This window comes from Mycobacterium sp. ELW1, assembly GCF_008329905.1.
GTDB lineage: Bacteria > Actinomycetota > Actinomycetes > Mycobacteriales > Mycobacteriaceae > Mycobacterium.
In genome coordinates this window covers 2,160,098-2,176,089 of the sequence record NZ_CP032155.1, presented here as the reverse complement: position 1 = coordinate 2,176,089, position 15,992 = coordinate 2,160,098, and the positions used below count along the sequence as shown (strand labels likewise).

The 15,992-nt window shown below is 65.9% G+C and carries 14 protein-coding genes and 2 tRNA genes; 9 read left to right on the top strand and 7 right to left on the bottom strand.

The genetic code is table 11. The features are described 5' to 3' along the window. The first annotated feature begins 16 nt into the window (after positions 1–16). From D3H54_RS10075 to D3H54_RS10065, 3 genes are all read left to right on the top strand, one after another. Entirely contained in the window at positions 17–1,048 is a 1,032-nt protein-coding gene (locus tag D3H54_RS10075) for a Gfo/Idh/MocA family protein (RefSeq protein WP_149378916.1), read from the top strand. Positions 1,049–1,126: 78 nt separating this feature from the next. Then, complete coding sequence (locus tag D3H54_RS10070; protein WP_149378915.1) at positions 1,127–1,894, top strand: SDR family oxidoreductase; 768 nt, start codon at positions 1,127–1,129, stop codon at positions 1,892–1,894. 25 nt (positions 1,895–1,919) lie between these two features. Further along, a complete protein-coding gene (locus tag D3H54_RS10065; protein WP_149378914.1) occupies positions 1,920–2,618 on the top strand; it encodes a dienelactone hydrolase family protein in 699 nt (232 codons plus the stop codon). Positions 2,619–2,688: 70 nt separating this feature from the next. Here D3H54_RS10065 and D3H54_RS10060 read toward each other — a convergent pair whose 3' ends face one another. Beyond that, positions 2,689–4,863, bottom strand: a complete 2,175-nt coding sequence (locus D3H54_RS10060) for a glutamine synthetase III family protein (RefSeq protein ID WP_149378913.1) — start codon at positions 4,861–4,863, stop codon at positions 2,689–2,691. A 522-nt stretch (positions 4,864–5,385) separates the two neighbouring features. On the opposite strand from D3H54_RS10060, the gene D3H54_RS10055 reads away from it, so the two are divergent. The 4 genes from D3H54_RS10055 to D3H54_RS32155 are packed head-to-tail and all read left to right on the top strand — an operon-like array spanning position 5,386 to position 9,607. Next, positions 5,386–6,120, top strand: a complete 735-nt coding sequence (locus D3H54_RS10055; protein WP_149378912.1) for a hypothetical protein — start codon at positions 5,386–5,388, stop codon at positions 6,118–6,120. Between the two features lie 36 nt (positions 6,121–6,156). Then, positions 6,157–8,499, top strand: coding sequence for an FdhF/YdeP family oxidoreductase (locus tag D3H54_RS10050; RefSeq protein WP_149378911.1), 2,343 nt, complete (start codon positions 6,157–6,159; stop codon positions 8,497–8,499). Next, positions 8,487–9,314: a formate dehydrogenase accessory sulfurtransferase FdhD gene (gene fdhD, locus D3H54_RS10045; protein ID WP_149378910.1), complete on the top strand. Its 828-nt coding sequence runs from the start codon at positions 8,487–8,489 to the stop codon at positions 9,312–9,314. Before D3H54_RS10050 ends, fdhD begins: the two co-directional genes overlap by 13 nt. 11 nt (positions 9,315–9,325) lie before the next feature. After that, complete coding sequence (locus D3H54_RS32155) at positions 9,326–9,607, top strand: hypothetical protein (protein ID WP_149378909.1); 282 nt, start codon at positions 9,326–9,328, stop codon at positions 9,605–9,607. Here D3H54_RS32155 and clpX read toward each other — a convergent pair. From clpX to D3H54_RS10010, 5 genes are all read right to left on the bottom strand, one after another. Next, positions 9,604–10,884, bottom strand: coding sequence for an ATP-dependent Clp protease ATP-binding subunit ClpX (gene clpX / locus D3H54_RS10035; protein ID WP_083120235.1), 1,281 nt, complete (start codon positions 10,882–10,884; stop codon positions 9,604–9,606). The genes D3H54_RS32155 and clpX overlap by 4 nt on opposite strands. A 453-nt stretch (positions 10,885–11,337) precedes the next feature. Next, on the bottom strand, positions 11,338–12,000 hold the full coding sequence (locus tag D3H54_RS10025) for an ATP-dependent Clp protease proteolytic subunit (RefSeq protein ID WP_149378908.1): 663 nt from the start codon (positions 11,998–12,000) through the stop codon (positions 11,338–11,340). Next, positions 11,993–12,580, bottom strand: a complete 588-nt coding sequence (locus tag D3H54_RS10020) for an ATP-dependent Clp protease proteolytic subunit (protein ID WP_115320766.1) — start codon at positions 12,578–12,580, stop codon at positions 11,993–11,995. Before D3H54_RS10020 ends, D3H54_RS10025 begins: the two co-directional genes overlap by 8 nt. 105 nt (positions 12,581–12,685) lie before the next feature. Continuing rightward, the gene (gene tig / locus D3H54_RS10015; RefSeq protein WP_168214825.1) at positions 12,686–14,125 is read right to left on the bottom strand and encodes a trigger factor; all 1,440 of its coding nucleotides are present in this window, start codon (positions 14,123–14,125) and stop codon (positions 12,686–12,688) included. 52 nt (positions 14,126–14,177) lie between these two features. After that, positions 14,178–14,251: transfer RNA gene (locus D3H54_RS10010), tRNA-Pro, on the bottom strand. A 133-nt stretch (positions 14,252–14,384) separates the two neighbouring features. Between D3H54_RS10010 and D3H54_RS10005 the strand changes: the two genes are divergently transcribed. After that, positions 14,385–14,458 (top strand) — tRNA-Gly (locus tag D3H54_RS10005). Between the two features lie 10 nt (positions 14,459–14,468). Here D3H54_RS10005 and D3H54_RS10000 read toward each other — a convergent pair. Beyond that, positions 14,469–15,179, bottom strand: a complete 711-nt coding sequence (locus D3H54_RS10000) for a hypothetical protein (RefSeq protein WP_149378907.1) — start codon at positions 15,177–15,179, stop codon at positions 14,469–14,471. A gap of 133 nt (positions 15,180–15,312) precedes the next feature. On the opposite strand from D3H54_RS10000, the gene D3H54_RS09995 reads away from it, so the two are divergent. Continuing rightward, the gene (locus D3H54_RS09995; RefSeq protein WP_149378906.1) at positions 15,313–15,987 is read left to right on the top strand and encodes a hypothetical protein; all 675 of its coding nucleotides are present in this window, start codon (positions 15,313–15,315) and stop codon (positions 15,985–15,987) included. The last annotated feature ends 5 nt before the right edge of the window (positions 15,988–15,992 follow it).

The window sequence follows — 15,992 nt, the reverse complement described above, 5'->3', positions numbered from 1 at the left end:
TTCAGGAGATCCCGCCATGTCTGACCTTCGTGTCGCCGTACTCGGTGTCGGCATCATGGGCGCCGACCATGTCGCCCGTCTCACGTCGAAGATCTCCGGCGCCCACGTAGCCATCGTCAACGACTACCTGACCGAGAAGGCCGAGCAGATCGCCGCAGGTATCCCGGGGTGCCGCGTGGCCGCCGATCCGCTGGACGCCATCGCCGACCCGGATGTCGACGCCGTCGTGCTGGCGACGCCGGGACCTACCCATGAGAAGCAACTGCTGGCGTGCCTCGAACACGGTAAGCCGGTGCTGTGCGAGAAGCCGCTGACCACCGATGCGGATACCTCGTTGGAGGTGGTCAAGCGTGAGGCCGAGCTCGGAAAGCGGCTCATCCAAGTCGGTTTCATGCGCCGCTTCGACCACGAGTACGTCGCGCTGAAGGCGATGCTGGGCTCGGGCGAGCTGGGACGCCCCCTGGTAATGCACTGCGCGCACCGCAACCCCGCGGTGCCGCCGTCGTTCGACAGCGCGATGATCGTGCGTGACTCGCTGGTGCATGAGGTCGACGTGACGCGCTTCCTGTTCGACGAGGAGATCGTCTCCATCCAGATCATCACGCCGTCGGCCAACCCGGGTGCGCCCGAAGGGGTGGCCGACCCGCAGATCGCCATCATGCGGACCGCCTCCGGCAAGCATGTCGACGTCGAACTGTTCGTCACCACCGGCGTCGCCTACGAGGTGCGCACCGAGGTTGTTGCCGAAAAGGGCAGCGCGATGATCGGTTTGGACGTCGGCCTGATCCGTAAGACCGCACCCGGTAACTGGGGCGGCCAGATCACCCCCGGCTTCCGGGAACGCTTCGGCCAGGCCTACGACACCGAGTTCCAGCGCTGGGTGGACGCTGTTCAGCGAGGACACCGAACCGGAGATTACACAGACGGTCCCTCGGCGTGGGACGGCTACGCCGCCGCAGCGGTGTGCGAGGCCGGCGTGCAGTCGCTGGGTAGCGGTCGGCCCGTCGAGGTCGCGATGGTGTCGCGGGATTCGATCGCGGGCGCCTGAGATGACGGACCACGTCGCGAAATATCGCCGCTGCGAGTAGATGTTGATCTCGGTGAACCCGACACCGAGGAGCAGACCATGGCCGCAACCAACGGCAAAGCCATCGACGGCAGCATCGCACTGGTCACAGGCGCCAACCGCGGCCTCGGCCGGGCGTTCACCCAGGCACTGCTGGACCGCGGCGCCACCAAGGTCTACGCCGCCGCCCGCAACCCTGACAGCGTCGCGTTCGACGATTCGCGAGTGGTACCGATAGTCCTGGACATCACCGATGCTGACGCCGTGCGCGCCGCGGCCCAGGCCTGCACCGACGTGTCGGTGTTGATCAACAACGCCGGCGCCATGCTGCAGTCGCCATTCCTGACCGTCGAGGATCCCGATGCCGCCCGCGTCGAAATGGAGACCAACTACTTCGGCACGCTGGCGATGGCTCGCGCGTTCGCGCCCGTCCTGGCCGCACAGTCAGGTGGCAGTGCACTGGTGAACATGCTGTCGGTGGTCAGCTTCTTCGTCTCCCCCTTCAACGCGTCCTACGGGGCTTCCAAGGCCGCCGAGTGGGCGCTGACCAACGCTCTGCGCATCGAACTGCACGGCCAGGGCACGCATGTCGTCGGTGTGCACGCCGGCTTCATCGACACCGATATGGCCGCGGTGATCGACGGCCCGAAGATCTCACCCGAGGATGTCGCGGCCCAGACGATGGACGCCATCGAAAGTGGTGCGCCCGAAGTCCTGGCCGACGAGCGCACCCGGATGACGAAGAATTCGGTGCCCACCGATCAGACATCGATCTACCCGGACATCCAGAAAGCCTGGGACGCCGGCAACAACCCCTGGCGGAGTTGATCACCTAACGGCAAGATGCCGTTCCATGGACACCACGTTTCCCGCTCCAGCGGGCCCGCTGCCGGCCTATCAAGCACGGCCGGCCGGTGACGGACCGTGGCCCGGGGTGGTGATCGTGCACGACGCGATGGGCATGACGGGTGACATCAAACGCATCACCGACCGGTTCGCCGAGAACGGCTACCTCGCGATCACTCCGGCGCTGTATCACCGGGGCAATCGGCTGCTCTGCGTGGTGCGCACCTTGCAGGCGTTCAAGAAGGGCAAGGGAACCGCCGTCGACGACCTCATCGCCGCCCGCGATCACCTGGCAGCCGATCCGGCGTGCAGCGGGAAAGTCGGCATCATCGGGTTCTGTATGGGCGGTGGGTTCTGCCTCGTGCTGGCACCGACCGGACACTTCGATGCAGCGGCTCCCAATTACGGGGAATGGCCCTCGGACATCTCCGCGATCCCGAACTCGTGCCCGACGGTGGCGAGTTACGGCGCCAAGGACTGGATGCTCAAGGGTGCGGCCGACAAGCTGGAAGGCCTGCTCTCGACCAACGATGTGCCGCGCGACATCAAGGAGTACGGAGGAGTCGGGCACTCCTTCATGAACGACTGGGACATTCCCGCGCCGATGCAGGCCATCGCCGGCGTTGCCGGGATGGCCTACTCACGCCCCGAGGCCGAGGACGCCTGGCAGCGAATCTTCGCGTTCTTCGGCGAGCACCTCAGGTGACGCCGAGGCTGTAGTTGCGTGACGAATCAGCCGCGAGGCGGATGTCGGCAACTACAGCCTCAGCGCCAGCTCACAGGATGTAGAGCATCTCCTGGTAGGTCGGCAGCGGCCAGAGATCGTCGGCGACAACGCTTTCCAGCGTGTCCGCGGCCGCGCGCACCGCATCCATCAACGGCAACAAGCTCGCCGCGTGCTCGGCCTCCTCCTTGGCGGTGTCGCCGCCGTGGGCACCCAGCGCCTCCTTGAGCGCGGCCAGTGCAGCGGTCAGCTCCGAAATCGGCGTGGACACGGTCTCCAGCAAGGCGGTGTCCGCCCCCACCCCGGCCGCCTTCAGCGCCGCGACATTCTGCGCCAACTCGGTCTGGTACCGAACCGCCGCAGGCAGGATCACCGTCGAGCCCATTTCGAGTGTCAACTTGGCTTCGACACTGACCGTCAGGGCATATGTCTCGTACCGGACCTCTTCGCGGCTATGCAGCTCCCGAGCGTTGAACACGCCGTACTTCTCGAAGACCTCGATCGCCTCCGGTGTCACCAGCTGCGGAATGGCGTCGAGCGTCGTCTTGAGGTTCGGCAGACCGCGCTCGGCGGCCTCGATCTGCCAGTTCTCCGAGTATCCGTCACCATTGAACACGACCGCGCCGTGCTCGGTGATGATCTCGGTGAGCAGCTTCTGCACCGCCTCGTCGAAGCTCTCGCCGTTTGCGACGGCCGTCTCCAGCACGGTGGCCATGTAATCGAGCGAATCGGCCATGATCGTGTTGAGGATGATCATCGGGACGTTGATCGTCTGCCCCGAGCCCGGAGCGCGGAACTCGAACCGGTTGCCGGTGAACGCAAATGGGCTTGTGCGGTTGCGGTCGCCCGGATCGGTCGGCAGCTCGGGCAGCGTGTCGACGCCGATGTGCATGACGCCCTTGCCCTTTGACGAGGTGGCCGCACCCTTGGCGATCTGCTCGAACACGTCGGCCAGCTGAGCGCCGAGGAAGATCGAGATGATGGCCGGCGGAGCCTCGTTGGCGCCAAGGCGATGATCATTGGTGGCCGAGGCCACGGAGACCCTGAGCAACCCGCCAAATTTGTGCACGGCACGGATCACCGCGGCACAGAACACCAGGAACTGGGCATTCTCATGGGGGGTGTCACCGGGCACCAAGAGGCTGCCGAATTGTGCGTTGCCCATCGAGAAGTTGACGTGCTTGCCGGAACCGTTGACACCGGCAAACGGCTTCTCGTGGAACAGGCACTCCATGCCGTGCTTCTTGGCGATGTTGCGGAACGTCGTCATCAGCAGCTGCTGGTGGTCGGCCGCGATGTTGGCCCGTTCGAACATCGGCGCGATCTCGAACTGGCCTGGCGCGACCTCATTATGGCGGGTCTTGGCCGGGATGCCGAGCTTGAACAGCTCCCGCTCGGTGTCCATCATGAAGGCCAGCACCCGGTCGGGAATGGCGCCGAAGTAATGGTCGTCGAATTCCTGGCCCTTGGGCGGCTTCGCACCGAACAGCGTACGGCCGGCGTTGATCAAGTCAGGACGAGCCAGGAAGAAGTGCCGGTCGACCAGGAAGTACTCCTGCTCAGGCCCGCAGAACGACACGATGTGGTCGAAATCCTTGTGTCCGAACAACTTCAGGATTCGCTCAGCCTGTGCACCCATCGCCTGCTGGCTACGCAGCAGCGGGGTCTTGAAGTCGAGTGCCTCACCGGTCATCGACACGAAGACCGTGGGGATGCACAGGGTGTTGCCGTTCGGGTTCTCCAGAATGTAGGCCGGGCTGGTGACGTCCCAGCCGGTGTACCCGCGCGCCTCGAACGTGCTGCGCAGACCGCCCGACGGGAAGCTCGACGCGTCAGGCTCGCCCTGAATCAGAGTCTTACCCGCAAATTCGGCGAGCGTCGCACCGTCGCTCACAGGCTCCAGGAAGCTGTCGTGCTTTTCGGCGGTGAGACCGGTCATCGGGTAGAAGACGTGCGCGTAGTGGGTCGCGCCCTTCGACAATGCCCAGTCCTTCATCACCGAGGCCACAGCGTCTGCGACTGCCGGATCGAGCTTCGCGCCCTTCTCGATGGTCGCGACGACCGACTTGTACACCGACTTCGGCAACCGCAGCCGCATCTCGGCCAGGGTGAAGACGTTGGCGCCGAAGATCTCGCCTGGCGCTTCGCCTGGATCGAAGCTGAAAGGGGGAGGCTCGTACGCCTCGACATTGACGATCGCCTGAAGGCGGGCCGCGTTTCCGCTCAACTGTCTTTCCTCTGCACCCAAGACGCCCGCGTCTGCTCGCGGGCGTGTGACCGGCCCACGTTAGGTCGCTTGCATGCCGATCTCGTTACGCCTGCGTCAACGACAGAATGCGGGCTGATCCGCAGAAACTTTCCGCAAACTAAATCTGGGCAAACCATCACAGAATCAAACTTTGATTTGTGCACGTAGATCAGCTAAAGAACCAATATTGACGAGTTGCCAAATTTTTGTTCAGCAAGGATTCAAACGTCGCATACCGGGTACAGGGAGATTTGAATTCAACCTCTGGGGGCAGTTATGTATCGATCAATCGTCATCGCACCACTAGCCGTATGTGCCGTCGTCGCGGGGTCGCCGGCACTCGATACGTACGGTCCGCCGACCTCATCGGCGGCCATACGCACGAGCGCGTTCCAACTCACCAGCCTGGACAGCGCCGCCTGGAATAGCCTGCAGCCGGCCTCTGCGGCTGCAGTCCCCGGCGCTTCGTTGCCCTTCGGCCTACCACAGGTTTTGGCGATCATGACCGCGCTGGCCGCGTTCAATCCGGACGCCGCCGCAGCGATGCAGTTCATCAACACTGAATTGCTCGACCAACTGGCTCAAGGCACGCCGCTGGGCGAGGCAATGGTCAATGTCAGCCTGCTCCTGTCCCCACCGATCGGCGGGGACCTGAGCTCACCATTCGACGGGATCCTGACCCAGATCGGCCCAATGATTGCGTTGGCGCCCACCGTGATCAGCGGTGCGATCACGGTCCTCGCAGCCATTCCCGAGGCAGCGCTACCGGTCGTCGGGGCGATGGTGAACGCCTTCATCACAACCGCCGCCGCAGCGGGTTCGGATGGATTCGGCGCTGCCGTACAGGCCGGAATCACCGAGGTGCTGACCGCCGCAGCCAAGGGCATCGCCATGATGGTCGACGTGGTCAGGAACGTGCTCCACTCCATCTCGGCCACCATGACTGGCGGATCTGCCTCGGCAGTCGCGGCCCCGGCCGCGGCGCGGGCCCTCCGCGCTCCGAGCGGCCTCACGACAACCGGCGACGCGGCCAAGGTCGAGACGAGCACCAAGCGCGCCACGTCGTCGCCCAAGTCGACGAGAGGCGTCGCCGGCCCGCGACCCAGGCACTCGTCTCCCGCCGCGGCGTCGGTCACGGCCAACGCCAACAGCCGGCCCGCCGAGTCGACTCGGGCCTCCATCACGCGCGACGCCCGCGCGACGGGCAACAAGGGGACCGCCAAGTCCGCCCGTTAGTGTCGGCGGCCGACACAGCGGCCTAGATTTGAGGCTATGAGCACCGGCCGCGACATACCCGCCGACTACGACGAACGATCCGTCAACGTCAGCGAGCGCAAAGACGAGGCCGCCGGGGTGAAGGCGGTGGTGGTCACCATGCAGCGCGCCCTGGAGCAGATGGGTCCCGTCCGAACCCTCTCCACGCTGGCACGGATCAACCAACGCCACGGTTTCGACTGCCCGGGTTGCGCATGGCCCGAGGAACACGACAACCGCAAGCTCGCCGAGTTCTGCGAGAACGGCGCCAAGGCGGTGGCCGAGGAGGCCACCAAGCGCCGGGTCACCCCGGAGTTCTTCGCCCGCCATTCGGTGGCCGAGCTGGCCGCCAAGCCCGAGTACTGGCTGTCCCAGCAGGGACGGCTCACCCACCCGATGGTCCTTCGCCCGGGTGCACAGCACTACACCCCCATCGGGTGGGACGACGCCTACCGTCTGATCGCCGAACACCTCAACGGGCTGGCATCCCCGGACGAAGCGGTGTTCTACACCTCCGGCCGCACCAGCAACGAGGCCGCGTTCCTCTACCAGCTGCTGGTGCGCAGCTTCGGCACCAACAACCTGCCGGACTGCTCCAACATGTGCCACGAATCGTCGGGCACCGCGCTGATCGATTCGATCGGCGTCGGCAAGGGCTCGGTGACCGTCGACGACATCGAGCACGCCGACGTGATCGTGATCGCCGGACAGAATCCCGGCACCAACCATCCGCGGATGCTGTACGTGCTGGAGAAGGCGAAAGCCAACGGCGCCAAGATCATCGCCGTCAATCCGCTCCCCGAGGCGGGACTCATCCGGTTCAAGGATCCGCAGAAGGTCCACGGCGTGGTCGGGCACGGAGTGCCCATCGCCGACGAGTTCGTCCAGATTCGTCTCGGCGGCGACCTCGCCCTGTTCAAAGGGCTGGGCCGGCTGCTGCTAGAGGCCGACGACCGCGCCCCCGGCAGCGTGATCGACCGCGAGTTCGTCGACGCCCACTGTCACGGATTCGACGAGTACCTCGCCGAGGCCCGCACGGTCGACCTCGACACCGTCACCGAAGCCACCGGTATCGCCCGCCCGCAACTGGACCGGGTCGCGGGCATGCTGGCTGCCTCGAAGCGCACGATCGTGTGCTGGGCCATGGGAATCACCCAGCACACCCACGCGGTGGCCACGATCGCGGAGATGACCAACCTGCTGTTGCTGCGCGGCATGATCGGCAAGCCCGGCGCCGGGGTGTGCCCGGTGCGTGGTCACTCCAATGTCCAGGGCGACCGCACGATGGGGATCTGGGAGAAGGCCCCCGAACCGTTCCTGGCGGCCCTCGACACCCGATTCGGCATCGTCAGTCCACGCAAGCACGGCTTCGACACCGTCGACGCGATCCGGGCGATGCGGGACGGCCGGGCCTCGGTGTTCCTCGCGATGGGCGGTAACTTCGCGTCGGCCACCCCGGATACCGAGGTCACCGAGTCCGCGCTGAGTACCTGTGCCCTGACCGTGCAGATCTCGACGAAGCTCAATCGCAGCCACGTGGTGCACGGCCGCACGGCATTGATCCTGCCCACCCTGGGCCGCACCGACCGCGACCTGGTGAACGGTCACAAACAGGTTGTCTCGGTTGAAGATTCGATGTCGATGGTGCACCTGTCCCGCGGTAGCCTGACACCGCCCAGCGACCAGGTCCGCAGCGAAGTCGCGATCGTCTGTCAGCTGGCCCGCACGGTGTTGGGTGCCGATCATCCGGTCCCCTGGGAGAGCTTCGCCGCCGACTACGACACCATCCGCGACGCGATCGCCGCGGTGGTGCCGGGCTGCGCCGACTACAACACCCGGGTACGTCAGCCAGATGGCTTCCAATTGCCGCATCCGCCAAGGGATTCCCGTGAATTCCCCACCGTCACGGGAAAGGCGAACTTCGCGGTGAACCCGATGCAGTGGGTGCCGGTGCCGCCGGGACGCCTGGTGCTGCAGACACTGCGCAGCCACGACCAGTACAACACCACCATCTACGGCCTGGACGACCGGTATCGCGGGGTCAAGGGCGGGCGCCGCGTCGTGTTCGTCAACCCCGCCGACATCGAGTCCCTCGGCCTCGCCGAAGGTGACCGCGTCGACCTGGTGTCAGAGTTCACCGATGGCGCGGGCCGGCTGCAGGAGCGCCGGGCCAAGGACTTCCTGATCGTGCCGTACTCCACGCCGGTCGGCAATGCCGCCGCCTACTACCCCGAGACCAATCCCCTCGTACCGCTGGATCACGTTGCTGCCCGGTCGAATACGCCGGTGTCGAAGGCGGTCGTCATCCGGCTCGAACCAGGCGGCCAGGACCCCGAGGGCGGCGCGGCATGGGCCGGGTGACCGCACGCCGGCGGGTCAGTCACCTCTACGACGGGACCGCCACCGAGCGTCCGGAGACGCTGGTGGTCGAGGAGCCGCTGGAGATCCGGGTGAACGGGACACCGCTGACGGTCACCATGCGAACGCCGGGATCTGATGTCGAACTGGCACAGGGGTTTCTGCTGACCGAGGGAGTCATCACCCGCCGCGACGACGTGCTGACCGTCCGTTACTGCCGCGGCGCGGAAGGGACTGACGGGGTGAACACCTACAACGTCCTCGATGTGACGCTGCGCCCCGGCGTGCCGTTGCCGGATGTCGACGTGACCCGAAACTTCTACACCACCTCGTCGTGCGGGGTGTGCGGCAAAGCCTCGATCGACGCGGTGCGGCTGACCAGCCGGCACTCCCCCGGCGACGACCCGTCGACGGTCGAGGCTTCGGCGCTGACCGCGATGCCGGACCAACTGCGCTCGGCGCAAAAGGTTTTCGCCAGCACCGGCGGACTACACGGGGCAGCACTGTTCACCACGGGCGGCGCACTGCTCGCCGTCCGCGAGGACGTCGGCCGGCACAACGCCGTCGACAAGGTCATCGGGTGGGCGCTGGAGGCCAATCAGATCCCGCTCAGCGGCACGGTGCTGCTGGTCAGCGGCCGCGCATCATTCGAGCTCACCCAGAAGGCGGTGATGGCCGGCATCCCGGTGCTGGCCGCGGTGTCCGCGCCGTCCTCACTGGCCGTCGACCTCGCCACCCAATCAGGGCTGACGCTGGTTGCGTTCCTGCGTGGGGAATCGATGAACGTCTACAGTCGGGCCGACCGCATCCGGCACTGACCACGCGTCAGTTGTTCCCCGGAATCGCAGTCGGCGGCGGCGGGGCCTTCACGGTCGGCGAGAAGCTGTTGGGCCCGCCGCCGTCCGAACCCTTTTCGGTCGGCGAGGGCGGCGGCGGCACGCTGCTGCCGGCCGGCGTCGTGGTGGTCGTCGTGGTCGTGCTGGTCGTCGGCGCGGGCTTCTCATTGGAGCTACAGGCCGTGGTGATGCCCAGCATGCCCACAGTGACGGCTACCGCGGCCACCGCGGATCGGTGGCGGAGTCTCTTCATAAAGAGACGGTACGACGCCTAGGCGGACTTGTCGCGGCGCTCGGGACGCGCAGGCTTGCGCGGCACGATCGTCGGCAGGACGTTGTCCTGGACGGTCTCCTTGGTCACCACGACCTTGGCGACGTCGTCGCGGCTGGGGATGTCGTACATCACCGGCAGCAGGACTTCTTCCATGATCGCGCGCAGACCGCGGGCACCGGTGCCCCGATGGATCGCCTGATCGGCGATGGCATCGAGAGCGTCGTCGGCGAACTCGAGCTCGACACCATCCATCTCGAACAACCGGGTGTACTGCTTGACCAAGGCGTTCTTCGGCTGGGACAGGATCTGCACCAGCGATTCCTTGTCCAGGTTCGTCACCGAGGCCACCACCGGCAGACGACCGATGAACTCCGGGATCAGCCCGAACTTGATCAGATCCTCGGGCATCACTTCGGCGAAGTGGTCCTGGGTGTCGATCTCAGCCTTCGACTTCACCTCGGCACCGAAGCCCAGACCGCGCTTGCCGACGCGATCGGAGACGATCTTCTCCAGCCCGGCGAACGCACCCGCAACGATGAACAGCACGTTAGTGGTGTCGATCTGGATGAACTCCTGGTGCGGATGCTTGCGGCCGCCCTGCGGCGGAACCGATGCCTGCGTGCCCTCGAGGATCTTCAGCAGCGCCTGCTGCACACCCTCGCCGGAGACGTCGCGCGTGATCGAGGGGTTCTCGCTCTTGCGGGCGATCTTGTCGACCTCGTCGATGTAGATGATGCCGGTCTCGGCGCGCTTCACGTCGTAGTCGGCGGCCTGGATCAGCTTGAGCAGAATGTTCTCGACGTCCTCGCCCACGTAACCGGCTTCGGTCAGCGCGGTGGCGTCGGCGATCGCGAACGGCACGTTGAGCATCTTGGCCAACGTCTGCGCCAGGTAGGTCTTGCCGCAACCGGTCGGGCCGAGCATCAAGATGTTGGACTTGGCCAGCTCCACCGGCTCGGCGCGGGAGTCACGATGCTTCTCCTGTGCCTGGATGCGCTTGTAATGGTTGTAGACGGCGACGGCCAGGGTGCGCTTGGCGGTGTCCTGGCCGATGACGTAGTTCTCCAGGAACTCGCGGATCTCGGCCGGCTTGGGCAGCTCATCGAGTTTGACGTCGTCGGCGTCGGCCAACTCCTCTTCGATGATCTCGTTGCAGAGGTCGATGCACTCGTCGCAGATGTAGACGCCCGGACCCGCTATGAGCTTCTTCACCTGCTTCTGGCTCTTACCGCAGAACGAGCACTTCAGCAGGTCACCGCCGTCTCCGATACGCGCCATGGTGGTGGAGTCCTACTTTCCTTCGCCGGGTCTTCGATCGCTGCTAACTAGTCAGTGCCGGTGTCTGTCCCGACGCTACCCGCTTGCTCTGCCACGGTGCGACAGATAAAGACGAATCGCGTCACTGGTATTCGTGCGTGATGGTGAACATATCCCCTGACACCGCTCCCGTCGCCTCGGAACACGCTGCCGTGTCTTGGCGTGTCGCCGCCGTTACCGAACCGAGAGACGTTGAGCTGCGCCGATCATGGAGTTCGTCCTGGTGTTCGCTGTTCTCCACGATACCGTCCGGGCTTGCGGCGGCGGTTGATCGCTGAACCGGATCCGCCGAACGCGGATTCGCCGAGCGCGAAGCAGAACGCCACGGCTGCTTCGACGCGAACGCCGCGACCCGGTGGGCCGCGGCGGGCGCGAACATCAGAAGCCGCCGGGTGGGCCCGGCAGACATCACCATCAAGCGTTCTGAGCCGACAGCTTCCGGTACTCCAGAACCGTGTCGATGATCCCGTACTCCTTGGCGTCCGCCGCGGTCAGGATCTTGTCGCGGTCGGTGTCCTTGCGGATCACGGCCGGATCCTTGCCGGTGTGGCGGGCCAGCGTCTCTTCCATCAGGGTCCGCATCCGCTCGATCTCAGCTGCCTGGATCTCCAGGTCGGAGAACTGGCCCTGGATGACGCCGCCCAGCGACGGCTGATGGATCAACACCCGGGCGTTGGGCAGCGCGAGGCGCTTACCCGGGGAGCCCGCGGCCAGCAGCACCGCGGCAGCCGAGGCGGCCTGCCCCAGGCACACCGTCTGGATGTCGGCACGCACGTACTGCATGGTGTCGTAGATCGCCATCAGCGAGGTGAACGAGCCACCCGGTGAGTTGATGTACATGGTGATGTCGCGGTCGGGATCCAGCGACTCCAGCACCAGCAGCTGGGCCATGATGTCGTTGGCCGAGGCGTCGTCGACCTGCACGCCGAGGAAGATGATGCGTTCCTCGAACAGCTTGTTGTAGGGGTTGGATTCCTTCACGCCCCAGCTGGAGTGCTCGACGAACGACGGCAGGATGTAGCGGCCCTGCGGCGTGAGCCGAGGATCTGCCTGGGAAAAGGGAGTTGTATCAGGCATTGGTCACTCCGTTGAAGTTCGCGTGGGTGATGATGTGGTCGACGAAGCCGTACTCGAGCGCTTCCTGAGCCGTGAACCACCGGTCACGGTCGGAGTCGGCCTCGATGCGCTCGATCGTCTGGCCGGTGAACTCGGCGTTGAGCCGGAACATCTCCCTCTTGATGAGCGCGAACTGCTCCGCCTGGATGGCGATGTCGGCTGCACCGCCGGTGATCCCGCCCAGTGGCTGGTGCATCAGGATCCGGGCGTGCGGCAGCGCGTAGCGCTTGCCCTTGGTGCCCGCCGCGAGCAGGAACTCGCCCATCGACGCGGCCATGCCCATCGCGTAGGTGGCGACGTCGCACGGCGCGAGCACCATGGTGTCGTAGATCGCCATGCCGGCGCTGATCGAGCCGCCCGGCGAGTTGATGTAGAGGTTGATGTCCTTGGTCGGATCCTCGGCGGCCAGCAGAAGGATCTGCGCGCACAACCGGTTGGCGATGTCGTCATCGACCTGGGACCCCAGGAAGATGATGCGCTCGGCGAGCAATCGCTCGTACACCGAGTCAGTGAGGTTCAGCCCTGGCGCGCCCGAACGCATATGAGTCACGACTTGATACCTGCTTTCTACAGACTTGGTTCTACCCGACCCTAACGAACCCACAGCGGAGCGCACTCCCGGGAGAGTGCGCTTTCGCTGTCGGCGTTATTCGGACTTCTCGGCTTCCTGTTCAACGTCCTTCTCGATGGCCTCGGCGTCTTCGGCCACCTCGTCGACGTTGACGTCGTCAGCGTCGGCCACCAGTTCGTCGTCCTCGGCTCCGGCCGGCGGGCCGAAGAACTCGGCGGTGTCGACCACGTTGCCCTCGCTGTCGGTGACGGTGGCCGCCTCGACCACCGCGGCGACGGTCAGGCCACGGCGCACGTCGGCGAACATCGCAGGCAGCTGGTTGTTCTGCTGCAGGATCTGCAGCAGCTGCGCCGGCTCGATGCCGTACTGCCGCGACATCAGCACCAGCCGCTCGGTCAGATCGTTCTGGCCGACCTGGATGTCCAGGTCGTCGGCGATCGCGTCCATCAGCAGCTGCGTCTTGACGGCCTTCTCGGCGGCCTCGCGGGTCTCGGCGTCGAACTTCTCGCGCGAGCTGCCCTCGGCTTCGAGCGTCTCCGCGAACTTGTCCTCGTCATGGTCGAGGCCGTGGATCGCGTTGTGCACGGTCTGGTCGACCTGGGCCTGCACGATCGCCTCGGGCAGCGGCACCTCGGTCTTCTCCAGCAGCAGCTCGAGGGCGTTGTCGCGGATCTTCTCGGCCTGCTGGATGCGCTTGACGCGCTTGACCTGCTCGACGAGGTTCTCGCGCAGCTCCTCGATGGTGTCGAACTCGCTTGCCAGCTGGGCGAACTCGTCGTCGGCCTCGGGAAGCTCGCGCTCCTTGATCGACTTGACGGTGACGGTGACCTCGGCGTCGGCACCGGCGTGCTCGCCGGCGGCGAGCTTGGTGGTGAAGACCTTCGACTCACCCTCGGACAACCCGACGATGGCGTCGTCGAGACCGTCGATCAGCTGACCGGAGCCCACCTCGTGGGAGAGGCCTTCGGTGGCGGCGTCGGGAAGCTCTTCGCCGTTGACGGTCGCGGACAGATCGATCGACACGAAGTCGCCGGTCTGGGCGGGCCGCTCGACGCCCTTGAGGGTGCCGAAGCGGGCGCGCAGCGACTCCAGTTCGGCGTCGACTTCCTCGTCGTTGATCTCGATCGCCTCGACCTCGATCGTGAGCGCGCTCAGATCGGGGAGGTCGATCTCGGGCCGCACATCGACCTCGGCGGTGAAGACCAGTTCTTCGCCGTCCTCGATCTTGGTCACCTCGATCTCGGGCTGGCCCAGCGGCGTCACCTCGGTGGCGGTGACGGCTTCGCTGTAGCGGCTGGGCAGCGCGTCGTTGACGACCTGCTCCAGCACCGCACCGCGGCCGATACGGGCCTCGAGCAGCTTGGCCGGCGCCTTGCCGGGACGGAAGCCGGGGAGCCGGACCTGCTTGGCGAGCTCCTTGTAGGCCCGGTCGAAGTCCGGCTGCAATTCCGTGAAGGGCACCTCCACATTGATGCGAACCCGGGTCGGGCTCAACTTCTCGACGGTGCTCTTCACGGCGGTACTCCTCGGTTCAGTCTTGTTCTCGTGCGGGACTTCGTTGGGCGTGTCGGGGTGACAGGATTTGAACCTGCGGCCTTCCGCTCCCAAAGCGGATGCGCTACCAAGCTGCGCTACACCCCGGTGCTGTATTTCTTGCGCCCGAATCCTACGGCCCAACGCCTGCTCAGCGGCAATCGACCTCGGCGACGCGCTTCCAGGTGGGCCGATTCGGATTTGATCAGGTCGACCGGTACATTTGGGCTCGCGCAAACACGCGGGCGTAGCTCAATGGTAGAGCCTCAGTCTTCCAAACTGATTACGCGGGTTCGATTCCCGTCGCCCGCTCCACCGAACCGCCTTACCTGGGCGGTTTTTGCTGGTCAACCCACTTTCGCCCGCGTTTGGCGGCCCGGGACAACGCACCGATTTCCCCGAGGTACGAGGCCACCGCGCCCAAGCCCGGCAGCATGGCCACGTACCGGAACGGCGCCCGGGGGTGCGGTCGCTTCCCGAGTTCGTCGCTGACGGCGTCGAGGACTCCGACCAACTTCCAGACGGCCGAGGCGGTGCCCTGCGGGGTGAACGGGATCGCCATCGCCGAGGCCCGGTCCGGGTCGTGCACCACGACCGCGAGATCTCGCTCGCATAGCACCGAGGCGAGCATCCGGGTCTGCCGCCGGTAATCGGTGACGCCCAGTTCACGGGCCACGGCACACAGCACGATGGCCTGGTTGGCGAAGCCGAGGAGATCCTGGATCGGAAGTCGTCGTCCGATGACTCCCAGCAGACCGGGCACCGCCACCACGACGGTGTTCAACGCCCCGACCCGCCAGACCCACCACGCGATCCGGTCGTCGGTGTCCAGGTCGTCCCACGCCAGGGTGCCGGGCACGTCGGCCGCGTTGAGGACCCGGGAGACGACGTTCGGCGGGTCTTGCCGCTTGATTCCGAGCGGGTCGGTCCACCACAACACGTCGAGCAGCGGATTGATGACGGCGACGGCCCGACCCAGTGCGTCTTCGACGTCGTAGTCGGTGAGCGTCACGTCGGGTGTCGGAAGCAGTTTCACCGTCCCATCATGTCCACTTCGGTGCGCGCCCAAACGGCACTGACGGGTGCGCAAATATGTGCGGGAAATCAACTCCGCGCCGATGCGCCGGTGTCATGATCGAGTCGCCGTTCATGGCCGACGACTAAAGGTGATGATGCGCCGAGAAATCCAGAGCAGGGTCATTCGTCCATACGCCGCGGCGGCCGCCGCCGGAATCCTTGCCCTCGGTGTGGTGACAGCGCCGCCGAACACCGCGCTCCCCCGCACTGAAGTTCATGCGGTTGCATTGGCGTCCGTCGATGTGGGCGACGTCAGCGCCGCCGTGCCCGCGCCCGGGCCCGCGCCCCGCTCGGCATCGCCGAGCCAGACCGCCAACGACACCAGCGCGCCCCCGGACTTCCTCGCGTTCGCGGCGTCGATCCTGCAATACCTCGACAGTCTCGGGCTCGGCCCCGGCCCCGGTCTGGCGGCCATCGGGCTCAGTGGCCTCGTTGTGGCGTTCGCCGCGACGGCCTATGCCTGGAACGGCTTCGCCAACATCGTCAATCCGGTGCTGAGGGTCTTCCACATCCCGAGGGTGCCGAAATTCCCGGTCTGCTTCGCGGGCCAAAGCTGCGGCAGCTCAGCCTCGGCGCAGGCCCGCGTCAAGCCGACCAGCCGTGTCGCGACACCCACCACGGCCACCGGCGGCACCGGGCGCTCCACGGCATCGAGCGGCCGGACCACTTCTGCTCCTGGCGCCGCGAAAGTCCGCGGCGCCAAGAAAGGGACCGCATCCGCCACGGCGGGCACGGGCGGCAGCAAGCGCGGCCCTCGCTCCTCTTAGCCCCC